This is a genomic window from Niastella yeongjuensis (assembly GCF_900110245.1).
GTDB lineage: Bacteria > Bacteroidota > Bacteroidia > Chitinophagales > Chitinophagaceae > Niastella > Niastella yeongjuensis.
Window position 1 is genome coordinate 323,469 of the sequence record NZ_FOCZ01000007.1, and the last position, 23,412, is coordinate 346,880.

A 23,412-nucleotide genomic window follows, 5' to 3' on the forward strand; every position below is an offset into this window, starting at 1 on the left:
CAGGCTGCTATGAAAAAGTGTAACCTAATAACCTTTTGCATGGCCGGGGTAATTGCTGTATGCAACCTGGCCATGATGAACAACAAAATAGTAAAGCAACGCGAAGCGGAATCAAAAGCCGCCTTTGCCGAAGCCTATAAAGTGTTTATGCATCCCCGGTGTATGAATTGTCACCCCGCTGGTGATGTGCCCTTGCAGGGCGACGACAGTCATTTGCACACCCAGGGTGTAAAGCGTGGCGTTGATGGCAAAGGCCTGTATGCCATGAAATGCAGCAGTTGCCACCAGGCGGCCAATCTCGATGGGGATCATTTGCCACCCGGCCATCCCAACTGGCATTTGCCTACGGCCGCCCGGCCCATGGTCTTTGAAGGAAAAAGCCCGCGCGAGCTGGCCATGAGCTTTAAGGATGCAAAATTTACCGGTTTTAAATCTATGGACCAGATCATTGAACATGTGGAACACGACAAACTGGTGCAACACAGTTTTACCTATGGCACCCGGCCCCCGCTTAGTCATGACGAGTTTGTGGCAAAGGTGAAAGAATGGATAGGCAAGGGCGCTGCCATACCTGACAAATAGCCATTATTTTGTTCTATAGACGGAGGGTGGGAAGCCGAACCTGGATTTAAAAAGTCTTGAAAAATGGGTGATGCTCTCGAAGCCCAGGGCGTAACAGATATCAGTGATGCTCATACGTGTAGTGCATAATAAGTCCTGGGCTTTTTTTAACCGGCGTTCCCTGATCCATTTGGAGGGCGGCATATTGTATATAGATAAAAAATCCCTTCTGAAGCTGGAAAGGCTTCTTTGCGATAAGGCCGCCAGTTTACTTAATGGCAGGGCGCTCATGACGTGTTCTTCCACAATGGCTTTTATATTGGGTCGAACGCTTTTGGGGAGTTGTAATAATAACGGAAGAACGGAGCTGTCGGTGCCGGCCAGGCAGAATAATAGTTCCAGCAGCTTTATTTTTATCAAACAACCATTGACGGTAGTGGTGTTGTCCAAATAAGGCTCCAGTGAGTCGAGGTATTTTTGCAAATGGCTGCTCTGGTTGCTCATCACCGTGCCGGGAGGTACCTTGTTGCCGCTGATCTTCCAGTCTGCAAATGTGGTAAACTGCTTTAGCAGGTGCTGATTAAATGAAAACAGAAAGCAGACTGTTGGCCCGGACCCTGAAAAACTTTGCCATTCAACCAGGGTATTATGCGTTAAAACAATCAACTGGCGTTTATGAACGATATGATCGAGGTTACCGGATTTGAGGTTGAGGGCCCCTTCTTTTACAACCAGCAGGCTGTTTTCTTCTATAAAAAAGGAACCTTGTTTGCTGCTGTAATAAGTAAACCGGGTAACAGCCGGGTGGCCATTTAACAGTAAAACGTTTGGATGAATGTCAGCAGCCTTATGCTGCAAGGTGTTGGAATCCTGTAGCATGTGATGTGGTATTTTGGCTGGTATGTACAAGGTAAGCAAAATATTAACCGACCTTTTGGCCGCAATCAGAATTTGACATTTATCATGTAGCTTGCATATATGAGGTACCTTCTTAAGGACGAAAAAACAGGTGGCGATTTATTACTATACAGGAATGAACCCAATTTCGATCGTTTATATTTCAGCCGTGACCGTTTCACCAAATACTTTACCATAGCGTGGAACCCTGGTGAAAAACAAACCGTAACTATAGATGGTGCGGAACATGATTTTCCGCCCAATACCCTGCTGACCCTTTTGTTCAATCAGTCGTTTTCGTTTGAACGATCAGAGGAAATTATAGCCTGGCAGTTTAACCGGGAGTTTTATTGCCTCATCGATCATGATAAAGAAGTAAGCTGTGTTGGGTTTCTCTTTGGCAGTACCGATCACATTCTGATACCGCTCAATGAAGAAGCGCAGGAAAAACTGAAGCTCCTGGCGGCCGTTTTTATGGATGAGTTTAAAACAACAGATAATATCCAGAACGAAATGCTGCTGGCCCTTTTGAAACGCCTCATAAGTTATATAACCCGGTTAGCCCGGTCGGAATATGTGCCGGAGAAAAAAGTGCAGGAAGAAAAATATCATTTGATAAGAAAATTCAATTTGTTGGTAGAAACGCATTTCAAAGAAGAGCATTCCGTCAGCTTTTATGCGCAGCAGCTGTTTAAATCGCCCAAAACGCTGTCGAACCTGTTTGCTATCTATAACAACAAAACACCCTCACAGGTAATACAGGAAAGAATTTTGATCGAAGCCAAAAGATTACTGACATATACTAACAAAACCGTAAAACAAATTACATTTGAATTAGGATTTGAAGACGTATCTTACTTCTCGAACTTTTTTAAAAAACATACTACCCAGTCGCCTGTAGATTTTCGTAATGCGAGCCCGGTGGCAAAAGAAGGGAAATAATTACAACCGATCGGGAAAACAGCTCAAAATCCTATACCCTTTTCCGTAGCATCTTTGTATCGTTGAACAAGCAAACACACTCAACAATCAAATAACATGGAAAAGTCAACCATTAAAAATGTAGTCTTAGTTCATGGCGCCTTCGCCGACGGTTCAGGTTTCAGAGGTCTTTTTGACGAGCTGACCGCAAAAGGGTACAATGTAACTGTAGTACAAAATCCCTTATCATCCCTGGAAGCCGATGTAAAGGCTACCCACCTGGTCCTGGACAAACAAGACGGGCCTACTATTCTGGCCGGTCACTCCTGGGGCGGTGCGGTGATCACAGAAGCCGGTAATCACCCGAATGTAGCTGGCCTGGTATATATTGCCGCTTTCCAGCCTGATAATGGTGAATCTGCGCTTACCTGGATCGAAACAATCCCTCCTGCCCCCGAGAACGGCATCACCCCCGATGAAAATGGCATCCTGTATTTTATTAAAGAAAAGTACCATGCTGGTTTTTGTGCTGACCTGAGCGAAGCCGATGCCGATTTTATGTACGCTTCACAAGGCGCCTTTTACGGCAGTGCATTTGGCACCAATATTACCAATGCCGCCTGGAGAAACAAACCCACCTATGGCATTGTAGCCACCGACGACAAAGCGATACTGCCCGATATTCAACGGAACATGTATGCACGTTCCAATACCAAAGTAACCGAAATAAAAGGCAGTCATGTGGTATTTATGTCGCAGCCAGCCAAAGTAGCGGCGGTGATCGTAGAAGCTACTGAAAATGTATTGCAGCCGGTAAGTTAATTAAGGAACTAAAACCTAAGTTTTCGAAGTAAGATGTAAGAAGTAGGAGGCTCTCGAATTTTTGAATTTCCTACTTCTTACCTCCTGCTTCATAAGCTGTAAAATCAAAAGACAGTTCTATAAACATCTTCTTACAACTACTAATTAAACGTCTCCCTAAACTCCATCGGCGAAAGCAGGGTCTTTTGTTTAAACAGCTTATTGAAAGACTGCGGATGTTCAAAACCCAGTGCATAGGCTACTTCTGCTGTGCTTAAGCTGGTATTCGATAACAACTCCCGCGCTTTTTCAATCAATTTATTATGGATGTGCTGTTGCGTGTTTTGACCCGTATAAGCCCGCAACATATCTGATAAATAATCGGGCGACAGGTGCAATTGTTTCGACAACAATTGTACAGTCGGCAATCCATGCTGTTGCGCGTTTCCTTCCTCGAACCAGGTAGTTAACAGGTACTCTACTTTAGCCACGAGGTCGTTATTCGCCACTTTGCGGGTAAGGAACTGTCTGCTATAAAACCGGTCACCAAAGTTGAGCAGCAATTCAATATAAGAGATCAGGATCTCATCACTGACAGCATCTATAGGTGATTGCAGTTCTTCTTCAATTTGTTTGAAAATAGAAATGATGGTTTCCCGTTCTTTGCCCGACACCTGTAAAGCTTCAGCCACCGAGTAAGAGAAAAAACCATATTGTTTTATCTTTTTGACCAGGGGGTGTTTGGCAATCAGATCGGCATGGAAATACAAGGCCATACCAGTAAACAGATGCGGCGAACCATCATCTGTCAATAACTGGTTGGGAGAAATAAAACACAACCCGCCTTCTGTGAGATCATAAGCCCGCTGCCCATATTTCATTTTAGTGGGCGACTGCTCCACAAAAGAAACCTTATAAAAATTATAGCTGATCCGCCGAGGTTGTCTGTTTTCACGAGCTGTCATATCACTGAAGTCAACCAGGCTGATCAGTGGATGCGCAGGTGGTGGCACCTGTACTTCCTGGTGCCAGTCGGTCAGCGTTTTAAAAACAATCGTTTCCCATTTAGTACCCATCCTCATCACTTTGCGGCAAGATAGGGAATCTGATAGAAGTTTTTCCATTAACGGTGGTTCCACCCTGGGCTGCATGAACGGCCATCGTATCGATGAGCACAGTAGGAAAGCCCAGCACCGGCATGGTTACTTCATCCAGGAATTTGACTTCATCATCGGTTAAAGTAATAGTAAGCGCCTGCAGGTTGTTTTCCAACTGAGCCAGTGTTCGGGCGCCTATGATGGTAGAGGTAATACCAGGCCGACCCATAACCCAGGCTAGTGAAATGGCAGCTACCGGTACATTCCTGGTTTCCGCGATCTTTGCAAGGCGGTCAAGGACCACCAGGGTGGTTTCAGGCAGTTGTTCGGCAGCCCTCCGGCCATTTTGTGACTGGCCGTTATTGGCGCGGGTATACTTTCCCGATAAAATGCCGCCCTTTAAAGGCGACCAGGGCATAACCCCCAAACCGAGTTCCTGCGCCATGGGTATAGAATCACCTTCTACGGTCCGTTCCAACAAATTATACTCCACCTGTAACCCAATGAAAGCGCTCCAACCGCGGAATGCGGCAATCATTTGTGACTGCGCCACTTTCCAGGCCGGGGTGTCAGACACGGCAATGTAACGTACTTTACCGGCCTTCACCATGTCATACAGCGCGCTCATGGTTTCTTCTATGGGGGTGTTGGCATCATACCCATGCACCCAATACAGGTCGATATAATCTGTTTGTAACCGGCGCAATGAAGCTTCCAGCGACATGATAGTGGCCTTTCTGCCCGTTCCACCGCTGTTGGGGTCGGCAGGGTGCATGCTGCTGGAATATTTTGTGGAAAGCACCAGCCGGTCGCGCCGCGTGTTGGTTTCCCTGATATAATCGCCAATGATCTTTTCAGAATGCCCTTTTGTATACAGATTAGCGGTATCTATAATGTTACCGCCTTTTTGCAGGTAAGCGGCCAGTACTGCTTTGGATTCTTCCGGCGATGCGCCCCAGCCCCATTCTGTACCAAAAGTCATGGCGCCAAGTGTTGCCGGACTAACACGCAACCCTGAATGCCCCAGTGTTCTGTAATGTGATAATTCCATTGTAAAGTTTTTTGCGTGCACAAAGTTGAGCCGTAACCCGGCGGAAAGTGTAGTATAATCAGGGCGTGATGTAGCCAAACCCGGGATAAAATAGCAGGTCCCTGATATTGTTCAAATAGCGTAGTTTCGCTAATCAATTAAATTTGAAGCAGATGAGAAAGAAAATGCCTTTCTTCTTTATGCTGGCGTTCTCCTCCCTGACGTTACTGGCACAGCAGAAGTTAACAGTGGCGGTGGCCGCCAATATGCAGTACACCATCCAGGAGTTGATAAAAGAGTTCAACAAAACAAACAAAACGAAGATAGAAGTGGTGCTGGGTGCCTCCGGTAAACTTACCCAGCAGATCCTCAACGGCGCCCCCTTCGATATTTTTATTTCTGCCGATGTGGCCTTTCCGGATAAACTGGAAGATTACAATTATACATTGGAAGATCCTAAAGTATATGCACAGGGGGTACTGGTATTATGGAGTGCAAAACCGGCCATTCAGCCGGCAAAGGACCTGAAGCTGCTGGTAAGCCCTAAGATCAAAAGCATAGCTATTGCCAATCCCCAAACAGCGCCTTATGGCAGTGCGGCAGAAGCTATTCTGAAGAAATATAAGCTGTATGATATCGTGTCATCGAAACTGGTAACGGGTGAAAACATTACCCAGACAAGCCAGTTCATTGCTACCCAAAATGCCGACATTGGCTTTACGGCAAAGTCGATTGTGATCTCCAGTGAAATGAAGGGCAAAGGAAAATGGGTGGAATTGAATACCGGTGATTATCCGCCTATTGAACAGGCTGCCGCCTTATTGAAACAAGCTAAGCAGAGTAATGAAGCAACAGCCAGACAATTTTATAATTTCCTGTTTTCTGCAAAGGCAAAAGCCATTTATAACAAATTTGGGTACATTGTAAAATGATCGCATTAGCACCTTTGTGGCTTACATTAAAACTGGCGTTGAGCACAACGCTTATTTTATTTATTATAGCCGTACCATTGGCCAACTGGTTAAGCGGCGATAAGGGCTTTTTCAAAATAATAGTACAGGCGATCGTGAGTATGCCGCTTGTTTTACCACCTACGGTGATCGGTTTTTATTTGTTGCTGGCGTTTAGTCCGGCCAATTTTTTGGGCCACTGGCTGGAAGAATGGCTGGATGTGCGGCTGGTGTTCTCCTTTTCGGGTTTGTTGATCGCGTCGGTGATTTACAGTTTTCCCTTTATGGTACACCCTGTGCAGTCGGGCCTTTCATCTTTATCGCCCAGTTTAAAAGAAGCGGCTTACTCGCTGGGAAAAACCAGGTGGCAAACGCTTTTACAGGTATTGTTGCCAAACATCAAACCTTCCCTGCTAACGGGTATTGTACTTACCTTTGCGCATACCGTTGGAGAGTTTGGCGTGGTGCTGATGATTGGCGGTAATATACCCGGTAAAACCCGAACGGCTTCCGTGGCCATATACGATGAAGTAGAAGCATTCAATTACCACAATGCGAATGTATATGCAGGTATATTGCTGGCCCTGTCATTTGTAATATTGCTGACACTCTATTCATTCAACCGCAAAATGCAGCAGACTAAATTTTACTGAGTGCTATGATCAATTTTTCGTTGCAGAAGCAATTACATACGGCAGCCGGTGAAATGCAATTACAGGTGAGCGCCCAGATAGAGCGCGGAAAATTTGTGAGTTTATATGGGGCATCGGGAACCGGTAAAACATCCATTTTGCGGATGCTTGCCGGGTTTATGAAACCCGACGATGGTTTTATTAATGTGAACGATACCGTTTGGTACCATGCTTCGGGAAAAAGAAATATAGAACCGCAGCAAAGAAGGATTGGGTTCGTGTTCCAGGACTATGCCCTGTTCCCCAATATGAATGTGCGGGAAAACATCTTGTTTGCCCTGGGTAAGAATGAGTCTCCCGCTATTGTGGATGAACTGCTGGATGTGACCGGGTTAACCAATTTGGCAGCCAGAAAGATCCAGACGCTTTCCGGTGGCCAGCAACAACGGGTGGCGCTGGCAAGGGCCATTGCCAATAAACCGGCCATTTTACTGCTCGACGAGCCTTTGTCGGCCATTGACAACGAGATGCGCGTATACCTGCAGGATACCTTAAAGGAGATCCACCAGCGTTATGCGTTAACAACCATTCTGGTAAGCCACAACGCCAATGAGATCATCAAGCTGTCTGATCTGGTTATTCATTTAGACCAGGGCCGTTTTCAGCAACAAACCACCCCTGCCCGGTTCTTTCAGAACGGTCAGGAGGCCGCTAAAATAGCCGGGAACATTGTTTCCATAGATGAAAATGGTAATGCGGTTGTTTTAATTGAGAACCGCCTGGTAAGCGTACCCGTAGCAGGCCAACAACTAAGTATTAACGACAAGGTGGAGATCACCTGCAGCAATATAAAAGCCGATCTTTCAAAACAAGGGAAATAATTACAACTAACCGGGAAATAACCCCATCACCTACCCTCCTTTTCTATCGCATCTTTGTCTCGTTGAAACAAACAAAAACAATCAACGACAAATATCATGGAAAAAAGATCATTAAAGAATAGTCTGATAGCCGCCACCCTGGCCCTTTTTGCTACAACGGCTACTGTAACAGAAGCCGATGCCCAACAGGTGAAAAACGTAGTATTGGTACACGGCGCTTTTGCCGACGGTTCCGGCTACAAAGGGCTTTATCAGGAACTCACGAAAAAAGGATATCATGTAACTGTGGTGCAAAACCCGTTGTCGTCCCTGGAAGATGATGTGAAAGCCACCAAACTGGCCCTTGATAAACAGGATGGCCCAACCATACTGGCCGGTCACAGCTGGGGCGGTACCGTGATCACCGAAGCCGGAAATCACCCCAAAGTAGCAGCCCTGGTGTATATTGCCGCTTTTCAACCCGATAATGGCGAATCTACCTTGAAATGGGCCCAGTCATTGCCAGCCGCTCCTGAAAACGGAATTTTACCTCCCGATGATAATGGTATTATTTACTTCAGCAAGGAAAAGTACCATGCCGGTTTTTGTGCCGATCTGAGCCAGGCAGACGCTGATTTTATGTACGCTTCACAAGGTACCATTTATGCAAAAGCGTTTGTTGCCAATATCACCGATGCTGCCTGGAGACATAAACCCTCTTTTGGTATTGTAGCTACAGAAGACAAAGCGATCAATCCCGATATTGAACGGAACATGTACAAACGTTCCAATACAAAGATCACCGAAATAAAAGGCAGCCACGTAGTATTTGTATCACAACCGGCAAAAGTGGCCGCTGTGATCATTGAAGCTGCGAAAAGTGTAAGTAAATAAATCAGGAAGTGCAATAAGGATAAAGGCCGTTTGCCAGCTGGCAGACGGCCTTTGCTGTTTAACTGTTAACCCATTCCCGGGGCCTAAATCATTCGTAAATTTCATGTAGCATAAAATTGGCCATACAAATGGATCCACTTCGGGAAAAGATTTTTCAGGTAAATGCCTTGTTGATAGCAGCTGTCTTTTTTATCATCATTTATGTGTTGAACTGGTTGGGATATGTAATGAAGAAAAAGATGGTGCAGGGTAAACCCGAAAGGGATCTTAGCCTGGGGACAGCAGAAGGTGCATTAATGGGGTTGATGGCTTTATTACTCGCGTTTACTTTCGGAATGGCTTCCTCAAAATATGAATCCCGGCGTCAAACAATAATAGATGAAGCTAATTTACTCAACACCGCCTTATTTCGGATTAAATTGTATCCCGACAGTATTAAGAAATCAATGTTAGGTGATTTTAAGAAATACCTGGATGCAAGGATCGATTACTGGGATGCAGGCGATGATCCGGTTAAAATAAATGCGGCGCTGAACAATGCCGGTAACTATTTCAATAGTTTTTGGAATGATAACGCCTTATTGATAAATGACCCAAATAACAGGTCACGCGCCGAACAATTGGTGCCAGTGCTCATCAATATGAAAAATATGGTTACTACGCGGGAAGCTGGAAGGGTATCAACAGTGCCTTCATTGATCATTCTGGTGTTGTTAATACTGGTTTTTGTGGCCAGCTTTCTTACCGGTTTTGGGTTAAAACCCGGGAGCAGGAACCCTGTGTTTTCGATAGCGTTTACAATCATGTTATCAGTTGCATTGTACATTATAATGGAGTTGAGCCGGCCCCGGCAGGGTTTGATCAACCTTGGATTTGCAGAGAAGGAAATCGTGGACGTCAGGAAAAACTTTTAACCATGGTACGCGCACTTTTTATTGTCGCTGTTTTGTTTGCATCCTGCTCCTCTTCAGATTCAGAGTTTGAAATAAAGGAGAGCGAAGTACCACCCAATGTAATGGCTGCATTTAAAGCGAAATACCCCTCCGCCCGCGATGCCAGTTGGGAAGCCGAAAAAGAGGATGGCCAATTTTTCTTTGAAGTGGAGTTTACAGATGGCAATAAAGATAAAGAAGTGCGTATAACGCCTGATGGGGCCTCGGTGGTGGAGGAATAAGGGTTGGCAAAAAAAGGTAAAAATATTTTAGTCATTTAGGTAGTACAACTGTTTTAATAGTACACTGATCAGTACTTATTACTGAAGCCCCGGTGTTTCCACACTGGGGCTTTTATTGCTTTGCCATTGCCATATTTAGCCGGTCTTCAGCAGAAATAAGGTGGTCGTGGCTATCGTCCCCAACTTCGAGTTTCACCCAGTGAATGTCGCCATTGAACTTATTGCCGGTTGAGCCATATTCCGGGGATGCGGGATTAGTTAATTTCAAGCAGATCCCTTTCCGGTAATTTTGGAAACGGCGCATGTGGTTCTGTTTGATACCAGAATACAACAGATGCCAGGTCGTTTTGCTGTGGCAAATAGCGGCCATCATTTCGCCACCCGATAGACTGTATTGTGACTTTCAGATTTTTTTCAAAGCGTATAGGATCACTGATGTGCCAGCGATACAAACCAAAACGTTGCATTACATTATAATGCCCGTCACCACGAATTACCTGTGGCATGCCTGTATAGGGACTGCAGAATTCAGTGTAGTCAGTGTTTTCAACGCCGGCATCGTTTTTCTTTCTTGTATCAAAATCGTAGGAGCCGCAGAAGTAATCTTCAGTGCCCGTTCCGCAGATGGTTGGAAACTTTGTATCGTCATCCATAAAGAATTTTATCTCGCCTTCACCCCACCAGCCGTTGTTTGTAACGCCGACAGCAAGATAGGTGCCCACATATTGCCCGTGCCCTTTTATGCCATCTACCAACACATAATCCTGTTTGTGAGGCAGGGGATTTGTGCGGTGGAACTGTGCATGGAAATAAGCTGCATCATTAGGCACGTCAGTAAGAATGTAATCAACCTGGTAGAAAAGATACATGTCTTTGTCAGCGATGTTCTCCATGGTTATCTTACACTTTTTTCTGAAAGGCATTGGCCAGTAACAGTTAAATGCGCTCCCCGGATTTACGGCTACTGCAAGTGACTGCAAAGGCGAATATTTTCCCCAGCCCATGCAAAAGAAATCACCAACCGGCGCTTCAACACTCGGCGTTGTTTCGTCATCCCAATAAAAGCGAATTATGGTATTGCGCCAGTTGCCTGTCGGCGTCATCCAGATATGTTGGACAGAACCCGGCCCATCCATTTCTGCAATGGTATAAGTTGTTTTTGATTTTATTACAATGCTTGGACTCACTTTCCAGCCTTGCCCCAGTTCTCTTGAAGCGCCGCTGCCTGTGCCCGTTGTAGCCATTCCGCCTTTGCCTTTTTCGCCTGAGAAGTTTTCAGGACTTATTGAGCGACTCTTAGCATTGCTCAATTGAAAAAGATTTCCCATGTTTGAATTAATGCCATTGAAGTTTTGTGCAAAAGTTGAAACGCAGCATATACAGGCTGCAACTAAGAAGGAGAGTCTTGGCATAAGCAATGTTTTAGAAAGTTTAATTAGCAATTTGAATCGTTGGCATTGGCTAATCCGTTCGTTACAGTGAAAACCGGATCCAATTTCGTTTGCCGATTTTTGCTGTGTCGGGTGTCAAATCGGTTATCTCGAGCATTTTAAATTTGTTCTTACTTATCTTTTTAACGAAATAGCTATATGGCTTGTCAATGTCCATGTAGTTCAGATCGTAAACACAATGTCCGATTTCCCGCCACGCCTTGTTTTTTAATGAATAAACATACAAAGATTTATAATGACTTACACAGCTTGAATAATATTGTCCAATTTCTGAAACCCCGTCTTCATCTATGTCGCCAACTAAAAATATATTTGAAGGATGGCAGCAATAAGAATCTGTTTGAAGACGTGGCAGCGTGGTGTCGGTAAAATAATAGCATTGCCCTTCGATATCGGTTAATGGCGGTAATACAAAAACAGAATCCATCTTTAGATTGTTTTTAATATGGCCAATAGAATACAAACCTTCAAATCCTTCTTTCATTTCCTGCTGCCAGTACGAGCTACGAGTGGTGTCTGATCCATACTTGCTGAAATAATAGTTGAGTATAGATTTATGTTCGGGCAAAATAGAATCACTGAAGAAAAGATAGTCGGTAACCTTTGTCATATGGGTATCAGTGATGGTGTTTGGTATTTTGGTTTTTGGTACCAACTTAGTTACAGGTGCTGAGGCCTTTTGGGGCTTGTCTTTACAGGAAGCAAGTAAAAAAGTCGTCAAAATTGCTATAGTAACTTTCACCATTGGGGTTTTTATTTTAGTCAGCGTTTCGGGGCTTACCGGGGTCTGGAATTAGCACTCCGTATGCCTGAGCAGTTGCTGGTTAAAGTTAGATGTTGAAGGAATAAGCTCCAAATTACTTATGTGTTTGATTGAAAAACAATACCTTATTCGACCAGCAGCCGGTCAATGGCCTGAATACCTACATTGAAAATTTTTTTGACAACTTCAGCTTATTGAATGGCGACTTTGGCTCATTGAATGACGGAATAAATTTTGATTTCACGTCTTTGTCTTGTCCGATGTGACAATAAGCACATTAATTCACCTAATGGGCTATTCGATACTGCCAATGGTGTATTGGAGAATTATAATGAGCTATGCGCAGATTACAATAAATCATGTGCAGGTGGCAATCGGATTTTTTTCGGTTAAAATAAATTTATGGAAGCCATCATACGATTTATGGAGGCTATCATTCGATTTATGGAAGCTATCCTATGAATTATGGTAACTCCCAAAAAAATATTCTGGCCTTCAACCAACTTATGCTAACTACTAACTGTCTTATTGTAGCTTTAACTTACTTATTTCATGAAAAAATTGTCACATGTCGTCAAAAAATAAATTATTCCGATTTGGGAACATAATTATTGAGGCTACAAAATAATATATGGCGTGAATTATTAAAAAACGGAAGCCTACAGCCGAAATATGATGGCTGTCTTCTAATTGAAGGAGGCTGCCCGCAGATAGATGAGGCAGTAAGTAAATTGAAGGTGCCTATAATTTGATTGAGGGTCACATTAACTTGAATGACGGTTCCTTTTACTGGATATTTGCACACATTACCTATGTTTAACCTCAATAAAAAAAAGATAACCTATGAGCACTTACGTTATTGGAGACCTGCATGGACAATATCGATCTCTCAAACAATGCCTGGTTAAATGCAATTTTGATTATAGAGAAGATACGCTCATTCAATTGGGAGACATAGTATTTATGGATCTTTTTTGATAAACTCCCCTTTCTGGGTAGCTATCTGATTGCCCCATCCCAAAATTGCATCCAATACAGGGGTAAAAGACCTGCCAAATTCAGTTAAGCTGTAAACAACTTTTATGGGTGGCTTTTTGCCATAGACCTGCCTTGAAATTAAGGCATGGAGCCGGCTAATTAACCCGGACAGCCTCACCTGGGAACAATTTCTGCGCACCACTGACTGGAAAGGTCAAAAGCACTCCTTTTGATTTTGCTTTCTTCTATTAAAAAAAGCTAAAAGCGAACTTGCTGGCAATTCCAACTGTTACAAAAAAAAAACTGCCATATGATTGTTCCATGCAATTCCAGTGATATTAAAACTATTCACGATATTATTAACGATGGCGCCAGTGCCTACAAAGGCATTATTCCTGCCGATCGCTGGCATGAACCCTATATGACCATGAACGAACTTCAAACGCAAATTGGCGAAGGTGTCGAGTTCTGGTGCTGTAAAACCGGTGAAATAATCGAAGGTGTGATGGGTATCCAGTTCAAAGACGATGTAACGTTGATCCGCCATGCATATGTCAGAACCGCAAAAAGAAACAGCGGGATTGGCGGCAAGCTATTGACTCACTTGCGTAGTCTGACTGAAACGAGGATCTTGATCGGCACCTGGACAGATGCGAAGTGGGCAATCGCCTTTTATGAAAAACACGGGTTTCGGTTAGTTACTGAACAGGAAAAGAATTCTCTGTTGCGCCGGTATTGGAACATCCCGGAACGCCAGGTAGAAACTTCGGTGGTGCTTACGAGCGATCCCATAAATACGAGGCAATAACAAACAGTTTGTTGTATTATTACAGTCTAAACCCCTTGCCTGCATGACAAAAGAAAAGAAGCATGATAGCAATGCTGTTCCGCGTGCTGATGGAAACTTTATAGTCAATCATGATAATGGGCAGCTCAAAATGAAAGGCAGATTTGTTAAGGATAAATTACAAGGAGAGGTTATGACCTGGTATGTCAACGGGAAAATAAAAAGAAAAGATGAATATGTGCTGGATTCATTGACCAATGGCCATTGCTATACTGCGACCGGACAAGATACCACGTGGTACCCCTTTTATACCGGGTTTAATTATGGTAACGATATAAAGGAACTGTACAAATTTGTTGGCAAGAATATAAAGTATCCCAAAGAAGCAAGAAAAAAGTGGATTGAAGGTGAGGTTCGCATCCAGTTCATCATTGAAAAAGATGGAACATTGACAAATGAGAAGATCATTCGCTCTGTAAATGATCAGATCGATCAGGAAGGATTGAGAGTGCTTAGAGCAGCGCCTGCGCGGTGGAAACCTGCTTTGCTAGATGGCGAACCGTATCGGGGTCATGGCGTATTACCTATTGTGTTTAGAATCGAACCATAGCGAACCTGTTAAAAATGAAACCCATCAACTCATTGAATGTAAAGGGTTATTTTATCTGCCGGTATCTGTGCGCAAAAAGCCATTAAATACTTATAACGTATTAATTAAAAGCAAAAAAGGCGTTTTGCTTTCTTCTCATCATTAGACGCAGAATACGATTGTAGAAGAGTAAGTCAATTGAAAATTCATGCCCATCTACATCCAGGCGAAACTGGTTACCTATGAAAGTAAACCCTTTTCCCATCTTCAGAATAAACTCTGTTATATTGGAAACTATGCTATTCTCTATTGCACTTTCGTTATCGTCATCCTTTAACTGTAGAAAATTAAGCAGGTACTTATCTTTAAATAATTCCGCAGCTACATTATTATCATTGGTGTCAATAGTTGTATCAAAATTGTGGTGCAGTTTACCAATGTGCAGAAATAAGTTCTCCTGTATGTGATGTTCCAGCACAGAAACCGACCAGTAGTCTTCTGCTGCCCTTTGCATATAAAACATTCGCTCTTCCAGGGCTTTGCATTTATTAAGTAGTATTAAATGGTGAGTGAAAGTAATCGAGAAAAAATTAGTCAGAAGTGAATTGTCAAATTGGGTAGTCGTCCATAACCTGTCACTTATCACCTGAGTATTTTGCAATTGGGCAGTCGGCGACTGCTCAATTATATCAGTCTCTAAATCAACGTTTTGCAATTGGGCAGTCAGCAACTGCCCAATTGGAGTAATTTCGTAGGCTACATATAACTGCCGCATATTTTTTAGATTCCTGGCTGAAAAGCCTCGAAGGGATGGCACCTGCTCCTTCAAATCAGTTGCAATTTCCGCCAGCACTTTGTCACCCCAATTATGCTCCGTTATTTTGTCGTAGAGTAATTTACCGATATAGTAATACAGCATCAACTGTTCCCGGTTAACAAACCGGGCTGCGATGTAACGACTTTGCGAAATGCGAGATTTGAGATCTTGCAATAACTGGGTATAATGTTGATTAGTTTGCATAGTTTCTTGATTTAAATGGTTATGTATTTAAAACAATTTAAATGTCTGTTTGTACTAACGACATCCCATCCTGTTTATCCACAAAAGCAAAAAAGGGCCACCATTGCTGATAGTCCTTTTTTGTAAGCTGTTCGGTGCGCTATAAACCTTTATGCAACTGTCCTTACAGTCCCACCATCAACCCGAATGGTGGCACCGCTGATATAATCTGCATATGAACTAACCAGGTAGGCCACCGCGCCGGCGATCTCTTCCGGTTTACCCAGCCGGCCAATATCATTCTGAACAATATCGGCAACAGCGCCTTTCTCAATTTCTTCCCAGCTTGTGCCCCAGCCGTATTTGGGCGCCGCAGCGATCAGCAGATCTTCCACCGCTTTTACCCGGATAGCGCCGGGCGCTACTACATTGGAGGTGACGCCGGAACCTTTTAACTCACGGGCCAGTGACACCGCCAGGTTATGCCGGGCACTCAGCGTGGCAGAATATTCAGGATGACCACTCACAGGCTGCGTAGCTAAGCCGCCTCCTATGGTTATAATACGGCCCCATTTTCGGGCACGCATTTGTGGTAGCAACCGTTGGATCATCCGTACACCTGACAATACATTCGTTTCATAGGTCTTTAGCCATTGTGCAGGCAGCGCGGTCGTCCAGTTAAAGTGTTCATAAGCGCCTGCATTGTTCACTAAAATATCAACCGGGCCGCCTGCCAGTGCCGATTGCCCTACTTCATCTGCGCCAGTGTCTGTCGACAGATCACCAATGGCCACCTCTGCAAGGCCGCCCCGTTTACAGATGCTACTGGCTACTGCGGCTGCCCTTTCAGGGTTCCTGCCATGAATGATCACCGTGGCGCCTTCATCGGCTAACATAATAGCAATAGCTTCCCCTAAACCGGCTGATGAGCCGGTGATCAGGGCGCGTTTGCCCTGTAATTGTAAATCCATATTTCTTATTTATTGTTTAAAATGTCAATGCTGTGTTGGTGCTGAACCAAAAGCTTTTTTGTAGGCAAACGAAAAATGCGACAAGTCTTCAAACCCAAGATCGAGGTAGATATCGGCAGGTCTTTTCTTTTTATCGCGAATGAGGAATTGCGCTTCCTGCAGTCTTCTTTGCACCAGCCATTTATTGGGCGTGGCATGAAAGATCTTTTCAAAATCCCGTTTGAAGGTGGAGAGGCTTCTGCCCGTGAGATAAGCAAATTGTTTTAATGCAACATTATACCGGTAATGTTCATGCATGAATGCTTCCAGGTCAAGCTTGCCGGGTTCAGAAAAATCGAATAATACGTTCCCAAGCGCCGGAAGCGTTTCCATCAGTATAAATACCAGCTCTTTTACTTTGAGTTGAACGATGCGATCAGATGATGGGGAATCATTATTTATTTAAGGAGTCAGCGAGTCAATATAACTGGTGAGGTACCCATTAGGCTTTAATAAAAAGACTGGTTCTGCCTCCTGCTGATCCGTTTCTTTGTACCCGATTTCCTTTTTTATTTCGCGCAGGGTGTTTTGATCGATGGTGACCATAATGGTCCTGTACCCTTCCCGGGCTGGTTTCTTTGCATATTTTACCAGGCGGTTCTTTCTGAATAGCCGGAGATCTCCGGCTTCAAAATGATACAGATTATTTCCAATATACATATCCTGGCTGCCGGAAATTATACAACTGAAGATATGGTCAGTAATAAAACTTTCGCCTTCAACTATCCGGCCGGTGTAATTATTGGTTTGAATGCTCGATTTCGAATTGGCAACAGCTTGCTTCATAGTACCTCGTTTCTTTATTCTGGTACAAAATTCAGCAAATATCTGTTTCTGCCTGTTGTTTAAAAGCTCAAACTGCTTTGTTGAGAAGTTCAGTCCCGGGTTTTATATAACATTCGCTGCCGCCAGCTCTTCCAATTGCCATAAAATGGCCTGGCCTTCCTGCCAATCATGTAATTCAGAATCGCCATTGATGTGCCCCTTATTACCTATTGCCACAAAACGGCTGCCCCAATAAGCTGCCCATTTGGCCGCCCGCTCCATGGCACAATAAGGATCGTTCATACTGGCAACCACAATGGTTGGCATAAAGAGTTTTTCTACCGGAACCGGTGCAAAGCTTTTTAAAATGGCTTTATCTGAACTTTCCACATCTGCGGGCGCTACTAATAAGGCCCCGTAAATAAATGGTGAGTAGTGTGTAACCGCCCAATGAACGGCAGTAATACAACCAAGGCTATGTGCCAACAGAATGGTTGGGGTATCTATTTCTTTTATGGTTTTATCCAGTCGGTCTACCCATTGTTGTTTATCGGGAAAATCCCAGTTGTCCTGTTGCACACGTGAAAAACGATCCGCGTATGTTTGCTCCCACCGGGTTTGCCAATGATTGTCCCCTGAATTATATAAGCCCGGAATATTTAAATATCTCATTAGTATTTTGTAATTAAGTCTACGCAATTGGTGGACAAATATACACAATAATACTTCCAGAAAATCCAGGTTAAATAGTATCTTCTTCATTAGGAACCGGTGGTTCCTTTCTTGACGTAATCAAATGCCAGTAATGGATCAACATGGCCATTCCGGTCAGGGCCAATGACACCCATAAAAAAGTAAAGTTGTTAGCTGGCATGTTCAATTTCTGGCTGATGTTGAATAATGGCATCTGCAAAACGTTCCATTTCTTCCAGTTGCGGACTGCATTGTAATAAAAATAAATGCACGCCCGCCCGCTCAAATTCTCCTATCCGGTCCTGCACTTGTTGCGGAGTGCCGATTAGCCCGCTTCGCAAACCGCGGTTACTAACAGAGTAATCTTCCAACGATACCCGTTGCTCTAACTGGGTACCGGCCAGCCATTGCTGATAATTACTATAACCGGGACTGCCCTCCTGTACATTGGTAATACGTTCCAGTTCTTTTTTTACTTCTGCTTCTGTATTACGGATAATACTATAAGCGGCCACTCCATATTGCAATGACGGCAATCCTTTTTTATCACGTCTTTCGTTCATATCGCTGATCCGTTTTCCAATGGTCTCGGGACTATCGCCATGCATTACATAGGCATCACACAGCGTGGAGATCAGGTCTTTCGCCCGTTCACTTTCTCCTCCTGCATAGATCAGTGGCCGCGGCCTTGACACGGGTTTAGGCTGCAGCACATTGTCATGCACTTTGTAATACCGACCTTCAAAACTATAATGGTCTTTTTCCCAGACATTATCTAATACGGTCAGCCATTCCTCTGTTCTGGCATACCGGTCATCGTGCTGTTCAAACTGAACACCATACTTTTCAGCTTCGTCTTTCCACCAGCTGCTTACCACGTTCAATGAAAGGCGGCCATTACTGATGTGATCAATATTGGCAGCAGCTTTGGCCAGCAATGCCGGATTGTGAAAAGTGGGTCGAACCGCTACCATCAGTTCCAGCTTTTCTGTAACTGCTGCCAGTGCAGCTGCCGTGCTCCAGGCATCCAGGCTGGGTGCTTCAATACCCTTGATGTCATTTAAATTCAATTCGGCGATCAGGGAAAGGGCATACCCCAATTGTTCACTTCGCCGGGCCAGTTTTTTTACATACTCCCAGCTGGGTTGCATGTTTTCATTTTCTACATTACGCAGCCAGCCGCCAAAGACCGGCATCCAGTATCCATATTTCATAGTATTATATTATAAGTGTGTTAATGAAGCTGTAGTTGTTTGCGGGATCCTTTTATCATATGCCTGTGCGGTTAAAAAGTCAACCAGTCTTTCATGCGGGTTGAACCCGATCACATGCACGGCATCGGCCACAAAATTCGACAGGGCATTTACATCATAATATACCAGCCTGCCATCCCGGTCATCGATCATATATTCAATACCGCCTACATCAATACCGGCGTGTTGTACGATGGCTTCAATAGCCTGTATCACTTCTGCAGGCGGTGTATAGGATTCTACCTTCAATCCGTTTTTAGGTGCATCCAGTGCACAGGCATTACGCAGCAATTCTTTCCCGTCGCTTGTCTGGCAGATATCGGCGGGGCACAGATTGAACGACTCGCCCGTAGTATGTACTTTAATGGCATACAGGTAGCGGCCCGCCAGCGTTTCCACCCGTGTTATATAACCGCCCCGCGCCGGAATAAATTCCTGTACCAGTGCCGTATTGTCTATACCAAGCGAGATCTCATTGTCTTCAATAGCCGCCCGTAACGATACTACCGAATCGTACTTTGTAATACCGGCCCCGCTGCCGCCAATATTGGCCTTTACTACAACCGGGAACCGAAGCCCCTGTACTGCCCGCAACAATTGTGACGTATGATTAATGACTACCGTACGTGGGTAACCCAGGCCCAGTTTTTTTAAAAGTGAAAGCTGGGCCGCTTTTGATACCTCGTAACTGAATGCTTTGTAGCCGTTAATAGTTTTGGTGCCAAACAGTTCCAGGTGCTGCAGGTAAGAAAGCGTAAAGAAAATACCCTGTGCTCCATCCCGTAAATAAGCAGAAGGACTCATCCGGTTAAAGAACAACGAGTAATTGATATCGGTGTCTGTAATGTCGAAACTATGCCGGGCTGGATTGATGCGTTCATATTCGATACCTCTTTTCTCCAGTTCTGCAAACAATGGTTTGAACCAATCCGGATGTTCGTGATAGATAGCAAAAGGCTTCATAAGCTGTAAAAATTTAATATTAGGAACAGTCTATATAATTTATTTGGCGATACAAAAAAGAGTACGTTATATTTGTCTACTAAATTAGTGGGATTTATCATTCAAATAAGCACACGATGAAAAAATATTTCTCTTTCACCTGTTGTTGTTGATCGTCATCCTCCCTTCATGAATGAATGTGCTTTCGTACCAAGCTGAATGAATGTGTTTTCTTGCCTTTATTGAAATGACTTATAAGTTCTAATCTGTACACATTGTGTACGGCAATTCATTCATTTAAAAACAACTGCTTCATGAACCGGCTTTACCCAAAGGGGGTTTACCTACTGCTATTACTGCTTATGTCGCAAATGCTGGTAGCCCAAACCACTATTACCGGCACCATTTTGACTGATGAACAAGTACCACTGGAAGGGGTGACCATCCAGGTTAAAGGACACGCTGTTCAAACCCTCACCAACAACAGGGGCGGTTTTTCGATCACTGTTCCCGCATTACCGGTATTATTGCTGGTAAGCCATACGGGATATCTAAAAGAGGAATTTACCATCACCACATTGACGCCTGCCTCATATAGATTAATAAGAAATGAAAAGAACCTCGATGAAGTAGTGATTACCGGTTACAGCACCCAGAATAAAAAACTGATAGCCGGTTCTATTCAAACCATTAACAGTCAAACGTTCCGCGATGTACCGGCCAGCGGGTTCAATCAATTGTTACAGGGAAAAGCCACCGGTGTTCAGGTGAATGCTAATTCGGGTGTGCCCGGTGGTGGTATTACTTTCAGAATAAGAGGTAATAATTCCATCAATGCGTCGGTTGATCCTTTATATATTATCGACGGTGTTTTTATTTCCAATACCGATCCCATTCAAACCGGTCTGGGGCAGCAACAGGGTTCCAACCCCATCGCAGATATTAACCCTTCAGATATAGAGAACATCACTATTTTAAAGGATGCCAATGCTACTGCCATCTATGGATCGTTAGGCGCCAACGGTGTTGTGATCGTAACCACCAAACGGGGCCGTTTGAACAGCAGGGCCAAAGTAAGTTTGAACGGATACCATGGCTGGAGTAGAGCCACTAAAAAGTTCAGGGTGGCTTCCGGTGCTGAAACGGCCCTGCTTACCAATGAATCGCGCATCAATACGGTGAAGGACAATCCGGCACTGCCACCGCCTACGCTGATTGCTGAACCGGAGTCGCAACCCACTTACGACCGGGTGTCTGATCTGTTCCGCACTGCCCGTACCAGTAATTATGAAATGTCGGTTCAGGGTGGAACCGACAAAAGCGCCTATTATGCCGGATTGGGTTATCTGAAACAGGAAGGCATTGTACGTCCCTCCAACTTCGAACGCTATTCAGGCCGTTTGAATTACGACAATTACCTGAACCGGCAAATAAAGATCGGTACCAGTATAAACATCAGCCGTACCTGGCGAAATGTAAGCAGTAATGACAATAACCCACAAGGCGTTATTAACTCCGCTATTTTTGTGCGCAGCTACCTGCCCGTTTTTAATACCGATGGAACCTATGCCCGTTACGGCAGTTTTGACAACCACCTGGCCCTGATCAATTACCTGGGTAATGATGCGGTGGGCTGGCGCACCATTGGCAATATATATGGTGAATACGCCATCCTGCCCGAACTGAAACTCCGTACCAGTTGGAGCCTGGACAATGCCAGTGAATATGAAAATAATTTTATCAGCAGTTTGCTGGCGGCCGGCGTGGCCAGTAATGGATCGGCCGCTTCTTATGAAACCAAGAACCTGGTGCTTACCAACGAACAGGTACTTACGTTTATCAAATCATTTGGCGAGGATGGTAAACACAGCATCAATGCACTGGTAGGCAATACCATCAATACGGTTTTGTCGCAAAGTACCAGCGCTACCGGCACGGGCTTTGCCAGCAACGATCTTACAGCAGTATCCGTAGCTTCTGTACGTTCCGGTTCTTCGGCACAAAGCAGATCGAAACTGTTGTCGGTCTTTTCAAAAGCCAGCTACACCTATAACAACCGGTATACGCTTGATGCCAGTTTCCGCGCTGATGGTTCCTCCAAATTCGGGGCGAACAACCGGTGGGGCTTTTTCCCATCGGGAGGTTTTACCTGGCGGGCCGATCAGGAAGGCTTTATTCAATCTTTAAACCTATTCAATGAACTGCGTTTCAGGGCCAGCGTTGGTTTATCAGGCAATCAAAACGGAATTGGGCCATATGCCGCACAGGGGCTTTGGCAATCGGGTAACAACTACCTCGACCAGCCCGGTATTGCACCCTCGCAACTGGCCAATCCCGATCTTACCTGGGAAACAACCCGCCAAACCGATTTCGGTACGGAGTTCAGCATTTTAAACAGCCGGTTATTTGTAGCTGTTGACTATTATAACAAGTATACCTACGACTTACTGTTAAATGTGCCTGTTCCCAACAGAACAGGATTTGCAACTTATCTGCAGAACTATGGCGCCGTGAGCAACAAGGGATTTGAACTGGCCATCCGTTCAACCAATGTCAAAACCCGCACTTTTAAGTGGACAACCGAGTTCAATATTTCACAGAACACCAATCGCATTGAAAAGCTGGCATCGGACATTGCATTGGGCGCTTCCGGTCGTAATATTTCCATCCTGCGGCAGGGATATGCCGTGAATTCCTTCCAGTTATATAAACAACTGTACGTCGATCCGCAAACCGGTAATGCCGTATATGAAGACCTTACCAAAGAAGGCAATATTACCGCTGCCGACCGGCAGATCGTAGGGAATGCGCTGCCCCGTTATACCGGCGGATTCACCAATACTTTCAGTTATAAAGGATTTGATTTGAACGTATTCTTTTATTTCCAGCAGGGCAACAAGATCATGAACATGAACGATTTTTTCCTGGTGCATGGAAATACCCAGGCTAATATCGGGTTTGTGCCGCGCCAGCTGGAACGCTGGCAGAAACCGGGCGACATTACCGACATCCCACGCGTTACTACTTCTTCGCTTACTCCGGAAGCAAACAACAGCGCAGCCAATAACTACGGCGGTAACGTAGCCAATTTAAGCAGCCGCTACCTGGAAGATGGATCGTTTATCCGTTTGCGCACGTTGTCGCTTTCTTATACCCTGCCTGCCTCTATAATCAGCAAATTAAAGTTCAATAATATCAGGGCGTACATCCAGGGAACCAATCTGATCACCATCACAAAATATGGCGGTCCCGACCCGGAAGTAAGTTCACAAAGTGGAAACCAGAATACCGCCGGGTACGACTGGGCAACAGTACCACAGCCAAAAACAATTCAGGTAGGAGTAAACCTTGTTTTTTAACGGAA

The 23,412-nt window shown here is 44.5% G+C and carries 28 protein-coding genes; 13 read left to right on the forward strand and 15 right to left on the reverse strand.

Going from position 1 to position 23,412, the window contains the following annotated elements:
* Positions 1 to 9: 9 nt before the first annotated feature.
* Positions 10 to 582, forward strand: a complete 573-nt coding sequence (locus BMX95_RS20395) for a hypothetical protein (RefSeq protein WP_081203821.1) — start codon at positions 10 to 12, stop codon at positions 580 to 582.
* Between the two features lie 3 nt (positions 583 to 585).
* Here the strand turns inward: BMX95_RS20395 and BMX95_RS20400 are convergent, their stop codons facing one another.
* A complete protein-coding gene (locus BMX95_RS20400; protein ID WP_081203820.1) occupies positions 586 to 1,440 on the reverse strand; it encodes a helix-turn-helix domain-containing protein in 855 nt (284 codons plus the stop codon).
* A 99-nt stretch (positions 1,441 to 1,539) separates the two neighbouring features.
* Between BMX95_RS20400 and BMX95_RS20405 the strand changes: the two genes are divergently transcribed.
* A complete protein-coding gene (locus tag BMX95_RS20405; protein WP_081203819.1) occupies positions 1,540 to 2,400 on the forward strand; it encodes a helix-turn-helix domain-containing protein in 861 nt (286 codons plus the stop codon).
* Between the two features lie 96 nt (positions 2,401 to 2,496).
* On the forward strand, positions 2,497 to 3,201 hold the full coding sequence (locus BMX95_RS20410; protein ID WP_081203818.1) for an alpha/beta hydrolase: 705 nt from the start codon (positions 2,497 to 2,499) through the stop codon (positions 3,199 to 3,201).
* 140 nt (positions 3,202 to 3,341) lie between these two features.
* Here BMX95_RS20410 and BMX95_RS20415 read toward each other — a convergent pair whose 3' ends face one another.
* Together BMX95_RS20415 and BMX95_RS20420 are read right to left on the reverse strand one after the other, a co-directional pair.
* Positions 3,342 to 4,256, reverse strand: coding sequence for a helix-turn-helix domain-containing protein (locus tag BMX95_RS20415; protein WP_081204125.1), 915 nt, complete (start codon positions 4,254 to 4,256; stop codon positions 3,342 to 3,344).
* Entirely contained in the window at positions 4,246 to 5,328 is a 1,083-nt protein-coding gene (locus BMX95_RS20420) for an aldo/keto reductase (protein WP_081203817.1), read from the reverse strand. The genes BMX95_RS20415 and BMX95_RS20420 overlap by 11 nt, the downstream gene beginning before the upstream one ends.
* Positions 5,329 to 5,480: 152 nt before the next feature.
* Here BMX95_RS20420 and modA point away from each other — a divergent pair, with 152 nt between their 5' ends.
* The 6 genes from modA to BMX95_RS20450 all read left to right on the forward strand — a co-directional run bounded on the left by modA (position 5,481) and on the right by BMX95_RS20450 (position 9,817).
* Complete coding sequence (gene modA / locus BMX95_RS20425; protein ID WP_081203816.1) at positions 5,481 to 6,239, forward strand: molybdate ABC transporter substrate-binding protein; 759 nt, start codon at positions 5,481 to 5,483, stop codon at positions 6,237 to 6,239.
* A complete protein-coding gene (gene modB, locus BMX95_RS20430) occupies positions 6,236 to 6,910 on the forward strand; it encodes a molybdate ABC transporter permease subunit (protein ID WP_081203815.1) in 675 nt (224 codons plus the stop codon). Before modA ends, modB begins: the two co-directional genes overlap by 4 nt.
* Before the next feature lie 5 nt (positions 6,911 to 6,915).
* Positions 6,916 to 7,770, forward strand: coding sequence for an ABC transporter ATP-binding protein (locus BMX95_RS20435; RefSeq protein WP_081203814.1), 855 nt, complete (start codon positions 6,916 to 6,918; stop codon positions 7,768 to 7,770).
* Positions 7,771 to 7,866: 96 nt separating this feature from the next.
* Entirely contained in the window at positions 7,867 to 8,643 is a 777-nt protein-coding gene (locus tag BMX95_RS20440; RefSeq protein WP_081203813.1) for an alpha/beta hydrolase, read from the forward strand.
* A 128-nt stretch (positions 8,644 to 8,771) separates the two neighbouring features.
* Positions 8,772 to 9,557, forward strand: coding sequence for a hypothetical protein (locus BMX95_RS20445; RefSeq protein ID WP_081203812.1), 786 nt, complete (start codon positions 8,772 to 8,774; stop codon positions 9,555 to 9,557).
* Between the two features lie 2 nt (positions 9,558 to 9,559).
* Entirely contained in the window at positions 9,560 to 9,817 is a 258-nt protein-coding gene (locus BMX95_RS20450; RefSeq protein ID WP_081203811.1) for a hypothetical protein, read from the forward strand.
* Positions 9,818 to 9,929: 112 nt separating this feature from the next.
* On the opposite strand, the gene BMX95_RS35020 is transcribed toward BMX95_RS20450, so the two are convergent.
* The 3 genes from BMX95_RS35020 to BMX95_RS20460 all read right to left on the reverse strand — a co-directional run bounded on the left by BMX95_RS35020 (position 9,930) and on the right by BMX95_RS20460 (position 11,878).
* Positions 9,930 to 10,085: a hypothetical protein gene (locus BMX95_RS35020; protein WP_165759088.1), complete on the reverse strand. Its 156-nt coding sequence runs from the start codon at positions 10,083 to 10,085 to the stop codon at positions 9,930 to 9,932.
* A complete protein-coding gene (locus tag BMX95_RS20455) occupies positions 10,072 to 11,145 on the reverse strand; it encodes a glycoside hydrolase family 172 protein (RefSeq protein ID WP_244898117.1) in 1,074 nt (357 codons plus the stop codon). The genes BMX95_RS35020 and BMX95_RS20455 overlap by 14 nt, the downstream gene beginning before the upstream one ends.
* Before the next feature lie 145 nt (positions 11,146 to 11,290).
* Positions 11,291 to 11,878 (reverse strand): hypothetical protein, encoded by a 588-nt coding sequence (locus tag BMX95_RS20460; protein ID WP_133054055.1) that lies wholly within the window; start codon positions 11,876 to 11,878, stop codon positions 11,291 to 11,293.
* A gap of 996 nt (positions 11,879 to 12,874) precedes the next feature.
* Between BMX95_RS20460 and BMX95_RS34570 the strand changes: the two genes are divergently transcribed.
* Positions 12,875 to 13,009, forward strand: coding sequence for a metallophosphoesterase (locus BMX95_RS34570; RefSeq protein WP_242673241.1), 135 nt, complete (start codon positions 12,875 to 12,877; stop codon positions 13,007 to 13,009).
* Here BMX95_RS34570 and BMX95_RS20465 read toward each other — a convergent pair.
* Positions 12,993 to 13,211: a winged helix-turn-helix transcriptional regulator gene (locus tag BMX95_RS20465; RefSeq protein ID WP_081203808.1), complete on the reverse strand. Its 219-nt coding sequence runs from the start codon at positions 13,209 to 13,211 to the stop codon at positions 12,993 to 12,995. The two genes, BMX95_RS34570 and BMX95_RS20465, sit on opposite strands and share 17 nt — an antisense overlap.
* A 108-nt stretch (positions 13,212 to 13,319) precedes the next feature.
* On the opposite strand from BMX95_RS20465, the gene BMX95_RS20470 reads away from it, so the two are divergent.
* Together BMX95_RS20470 and BMX95_RS20475 are read left to right on the forward strand one after the other, a co-directional pair.
* Positions 13,320 to 13,817, forward strand: a complete 498-nt coding sequence (locus BMX95_RS20470; protein ID WP_081203807.1) for a GNAT family N-acetyltransferase — start codon at positions 13,320 to 13,322, stop codon at positions 13,815 to 13,817.
* 43 nt (positions 13,818 to 13,860) lie between these two features.
* A complete protein-coding gene (locus BMX95_RS20475) occupies positions 13,861 to 14,406 on the forward strand; it encodes an energy transducer TonB (RefSeq protein WP_081203806.1) in 546 nt (181 codons plus the stop codon).
* A gap of 100 nt (positions 14,407 to 14,506) precedes the next feature.
* Here BMX95_RS20475 and BMX95_RS20480 read toward each other — a convergent pair whose 3' ends face one another.
* From BMX95_RS20480 to BMX95_RS20510, 8 genes are all read right to left on the reverse strand, one after another.
* Positions 14,507 to 15,406 (reverse strand): PDDEXK nuclease domain-containing protein, encoded by a 900-nt coding sequence (locus tag BMX95_RS20480; RefSeq protein WP_081203805.1) that lies wholly within the window; start codon positions 15,404 to 15,406, stop codon positions 14,507 to 14,509.
* Positions 15,407 to 15,555: 149 nt separating this feature from the next.
* The gene (locus tag BMX95_RS20485) at positions 15,556 to 16,356 is read right to left on the reverse strand and encodes an SDR family NAD(P)-dependent oxidoreductase (RefSeq protein ID WP_081203804.1); all 801 of its coding nucleotides are present in this window, start codon (positions 16,354 to 16,356) and stop codon (positions 15,556 to 15,558) included.
* A 24-nt stretch (positions 16,357 to 16,380) separates the two neighbouring features.
* Positions 16,381 to 16,728, reverse strand: coding sequence for a helix-turn-helix domain-containing protein (locus BMX95_RS20490; RefSeq protein ID WP_081203803.1), 348 nt, complete (start codon positions 16,726 to 16,728; stop codon positions 16,381 to 16,383).
* 69 nt (positions 16,729 to 16,797) lie between these two features.
* A complete protein-coding gene (locus tag BMX95_RS20495; protein ID WP_081203802.1) occupies positions 16,798 to 17,181 on the reverse strand; it encodes an AraC family ligand binding domain-containing protein in 384 nt (127 codons plus the stop codon).
* A 102-nt stretch (positions 17,182 to 17,283) separates the two neighbouring features.
* Positions 17,284 to 17,832 (reverse strand): RBBP9/YdeN family alpha/beta hydrolase, encoded by a 549-nt coding sequence (locus BMX95_RS20500; RefSeq protein WP_081203801.1) that lies wholly within the window; start codon positions 17,830 to 17,832, stop codon positions 17,284 to 17,286.
* Between the two features lie 70 nt (positions 17,833 to 17,902).
* The gene (locus BMX95_RS35695; protein WP_280517381.1) at positions 17,903 to 18,034 is read right to left on the reverse strand and encodes a hypothetical protein; all 132 of its coding nucleotides are present in this window, start codon (positions 18,032 to 18,034) and stop codon (positions 17,903 to 17,905) included.
* Positions 18,024 to 19,067 carry an LLM class flavin-dependent oxidoreductase gene (locus BMX95_RS20505; RefSeq protein WP_081203800.1) on the reverse strand — a complete coding sequence of 348 codons (1,044 nt, stop codon included), beginning with the start codon at positions 19,065 to 19,067 and terminating at the stop codon, positions 18,024 to 18,026. Before BMX95_RS20505 ends, BMX95_RS35695 begins: the two co-directional genes overlap by 11 nt.
* A 9-nt stretch (positions 19,068 to 19,076) precedes the next feature.
* Positions 19,077 to 20,069, reverse strand: a complete 993-nt coding sequence (locus tag BMX95_RS20510; RefSeq protein WP_081203799.1) for an ATP-grasp domain-containing protein — start codon at positions 20,067 to 20,069, stop codon at positions 19,077 to 19,079.
* A 293-nt stretch (positions 20,070 to 20,362) separates the two neighbouring features.
* On the opposite strand from BMX95_RS20510, the gene BMX95_RS20515 reads away from it, so the two are divergent.
* The gene (locus tag BMX95_RS20515; protein ID WP_081203798.1) at positions 20,363 to 23,407 is read left to right on the forward strand and encodes a SusC/RagA family TonB-linked outer membrane protein; all 3,045 of its coding nucleotides are present in this window, start codon (positions 20,363 to 20,365) and stop codon (positions 23,405 to 23,407) included.
* Positions 23,408 to 23,412 lie beyond the last annotated feature (5 nt).

What these genes read in the sequence shown, in the direction of transcription:
- BMX95_RS20395 (WP_081203821.1), top strand. Translation starts at nt 10, where the DNA reads ATGAAAAAGTGTAACCTAATAACCTTTTGCATGGCCGGGGTAATTGCT.
- BMX95_RS20400 (WP_081203820.1), bottom strand. Translation starts at nt 1,440, where the DNA reads ATGCTACAGGATTCCAACACCTTGCAGCATAAGGCTGCTGACATTCAT.
- BMX95_RS20405 (WP_081203819.1), top strand. Translation starts at nt 1,540, where the DNA reads ATGAGGTACCTTCTTAAGGACGAAAAAACAGGTGGCGATTTATTACTA.
- BMX95_RS20410 (WP_081203818.1), top strand. Translation starts at nt 2,497, where the DNA reads ATGGAAAAGTCAACCATTAAAAATGTAGTCTTAGTTCATGGCGCCTTC.
- BMX95_RS20415 (WP_081204125.1), bottom strand. Translation starts at nt 4,256, where the DNA reads ATGGGTACTAAATGGGAAACGATTGTTTTTAAAACGCTGACCGACTGG.
- BMX95_RS20420 (WP_081203817.1), bottom strand. Translation starts at nt 5,328, where the DNA reads ATGGAATTATCACATTACAGAACACTGGGGCATTCAGGGTTGCGTGTT.
- modA (WP_081203816.1), top strand. Translation starts at nt 5,481, where the DNA reads ATGAGAAAGAAAATGCCTTTCTTCTTTATGCTGGCGTTCTCCTCCCTG.
- modB (WP_081203815.1), top strand. Translation starts at nt 6,236, where the DNA reads ATGATCGCATTAGCACCTTTGTGGCTTACATTAAAACTGGCGTTGAGC.
- BMX95_RS20435 (WP_081203814.1), top strand. Translation starts at nt 6,916, where the DNA reads ATGATCAATTTTTCGTTGCAGAAGCAATTACATACGGCAGCCGGTGAA.
- BMX95_RS20440 (WP_081203813.1), top strand. Translation starts at nt 7,867, where the DNA reads ATGGAAAAAAGATCATTAAAGAATAGTCTGATAGCCGCCACCCTGGCC.
- BMX95_RS20445 (WP_081203812.1), top strand. Translation starts at nt 8,772, where the DNA reads ATGGATCCACTTCGGGAAAAGATTTTTCAGGTAAATGCCTTGTTGATA.
- BMX95_RS20450 (WP_081203811.1), top strand. Translation starts at nt 9,560, where the DNA reads ATGGTACGCGCACTTTTTATTGTCGCTGTTTTGTTTGCATCCTGCTCC.
- BMX95_RS20455 (WP_244898117.1), bottom strand. Translation starts at nt 11,145, where the DNA reads ATGGGAAATCTTTTTCAATTGAGCAATGCTAAGAGTCGCTCAATAAGT.
- BMX95_RS20460 (WP_133054055.1), bottom strand. Translation starts at nt 11,878, where the DNA reads ATGACAAAGGTTACCGACTATCTTTTCTTCAGTGATTCTATTTTGCCC.
- BMX95_RS34570 (WP_242673241.1), top strand. Translation starts at nt 12,875, where the DNA reads ATGAGCACTTACGTTATTGGAGACCTGCATGGACAATATCGATCTCTC.
- BMX95_RS20470 (WP_081203807.1), top strand. Translation starts at nt 13,320, where the DNA reads ATGATTGTTCCATGCAATTCCAGTGATATTAAAACTATTCACGATATT.
- BMX95_RS20475 (WP_081203806.1), top strand. Translation starts at nt 13,861, where the DNA reads ATGACAAAAGAAAAGAAGCATGATAGCAATGCTGTTCCGCGTGCTGAT.
- BMX95_RS20480 (WP_081203805.1), bottom strand. Translation starts at nt 15,406, where the DNA reads ATGCAAACTAATCAACATTATACCCAGTTATTGCAAGATCTCAAATCT.
- BMX95_RS20485 (WP_081203804.1), bottom strand. Translation starts at nt 16,356, where the DNA reads ATGGATTTACAATTACAGGGCAAACGCGCCCTGATCACCGGCTCATCA.
- BMX95_RS20490 (WP_081203803.1), bottom strand. Translation starts at nt 16,728, where the DNA reads ATGGAAACGCTTCCGGCGCTTGGGAACGTATTATTCGATTTTTCTGAA.
- BMX95_RS20495 (WP_081203802.1), bottom strand. Translation starts at nt 17,181, where the DNA reads ATGAAGCAAGCTGTTGCCAATTCGAAATCGAGCATTCAAACCAATAAT.
- BMX95_RS20500 (WP_081203801.1), bottom strand. Translation starts at nt 17,832, where the DNA reads ATGAGATATTTAAATATTCCGGGCTTATATAATTCAGGGGACAATCAT.
- BMX95_RS35695 (WP_280517381.1), bottom strand. Translation starts at nt 18,034, where the DNA reads ATGCCAGCTAACAACTTTACTTTTTTATGGGTGTCATTGGCCCTGACC.
- BMX95_RS20505 (WP_081203800.1), bottom strand. Translation starts at nt 19,067, where the DNA reads ATGAAATATGGATACTGGATGCCGGTCTTTGGCGGCTGGCTGCGTAAT.
- BMX95_RS20510 (WP_081203799.1), bottom strand. Translation starts at nt 20,069, where the DNA reads ATGAAGCCTTTTGCTATCTATCACGAACATCCGGATTGGTTCAAACCA.
- BMX95_RS20515 (WP_081203798.1), top strand. Translation starts at nt 20,363, where the DNA reads ATGAACCGGCTTTACCCAAAGGGGGTTTACCTACTGCTATTACTGCTT.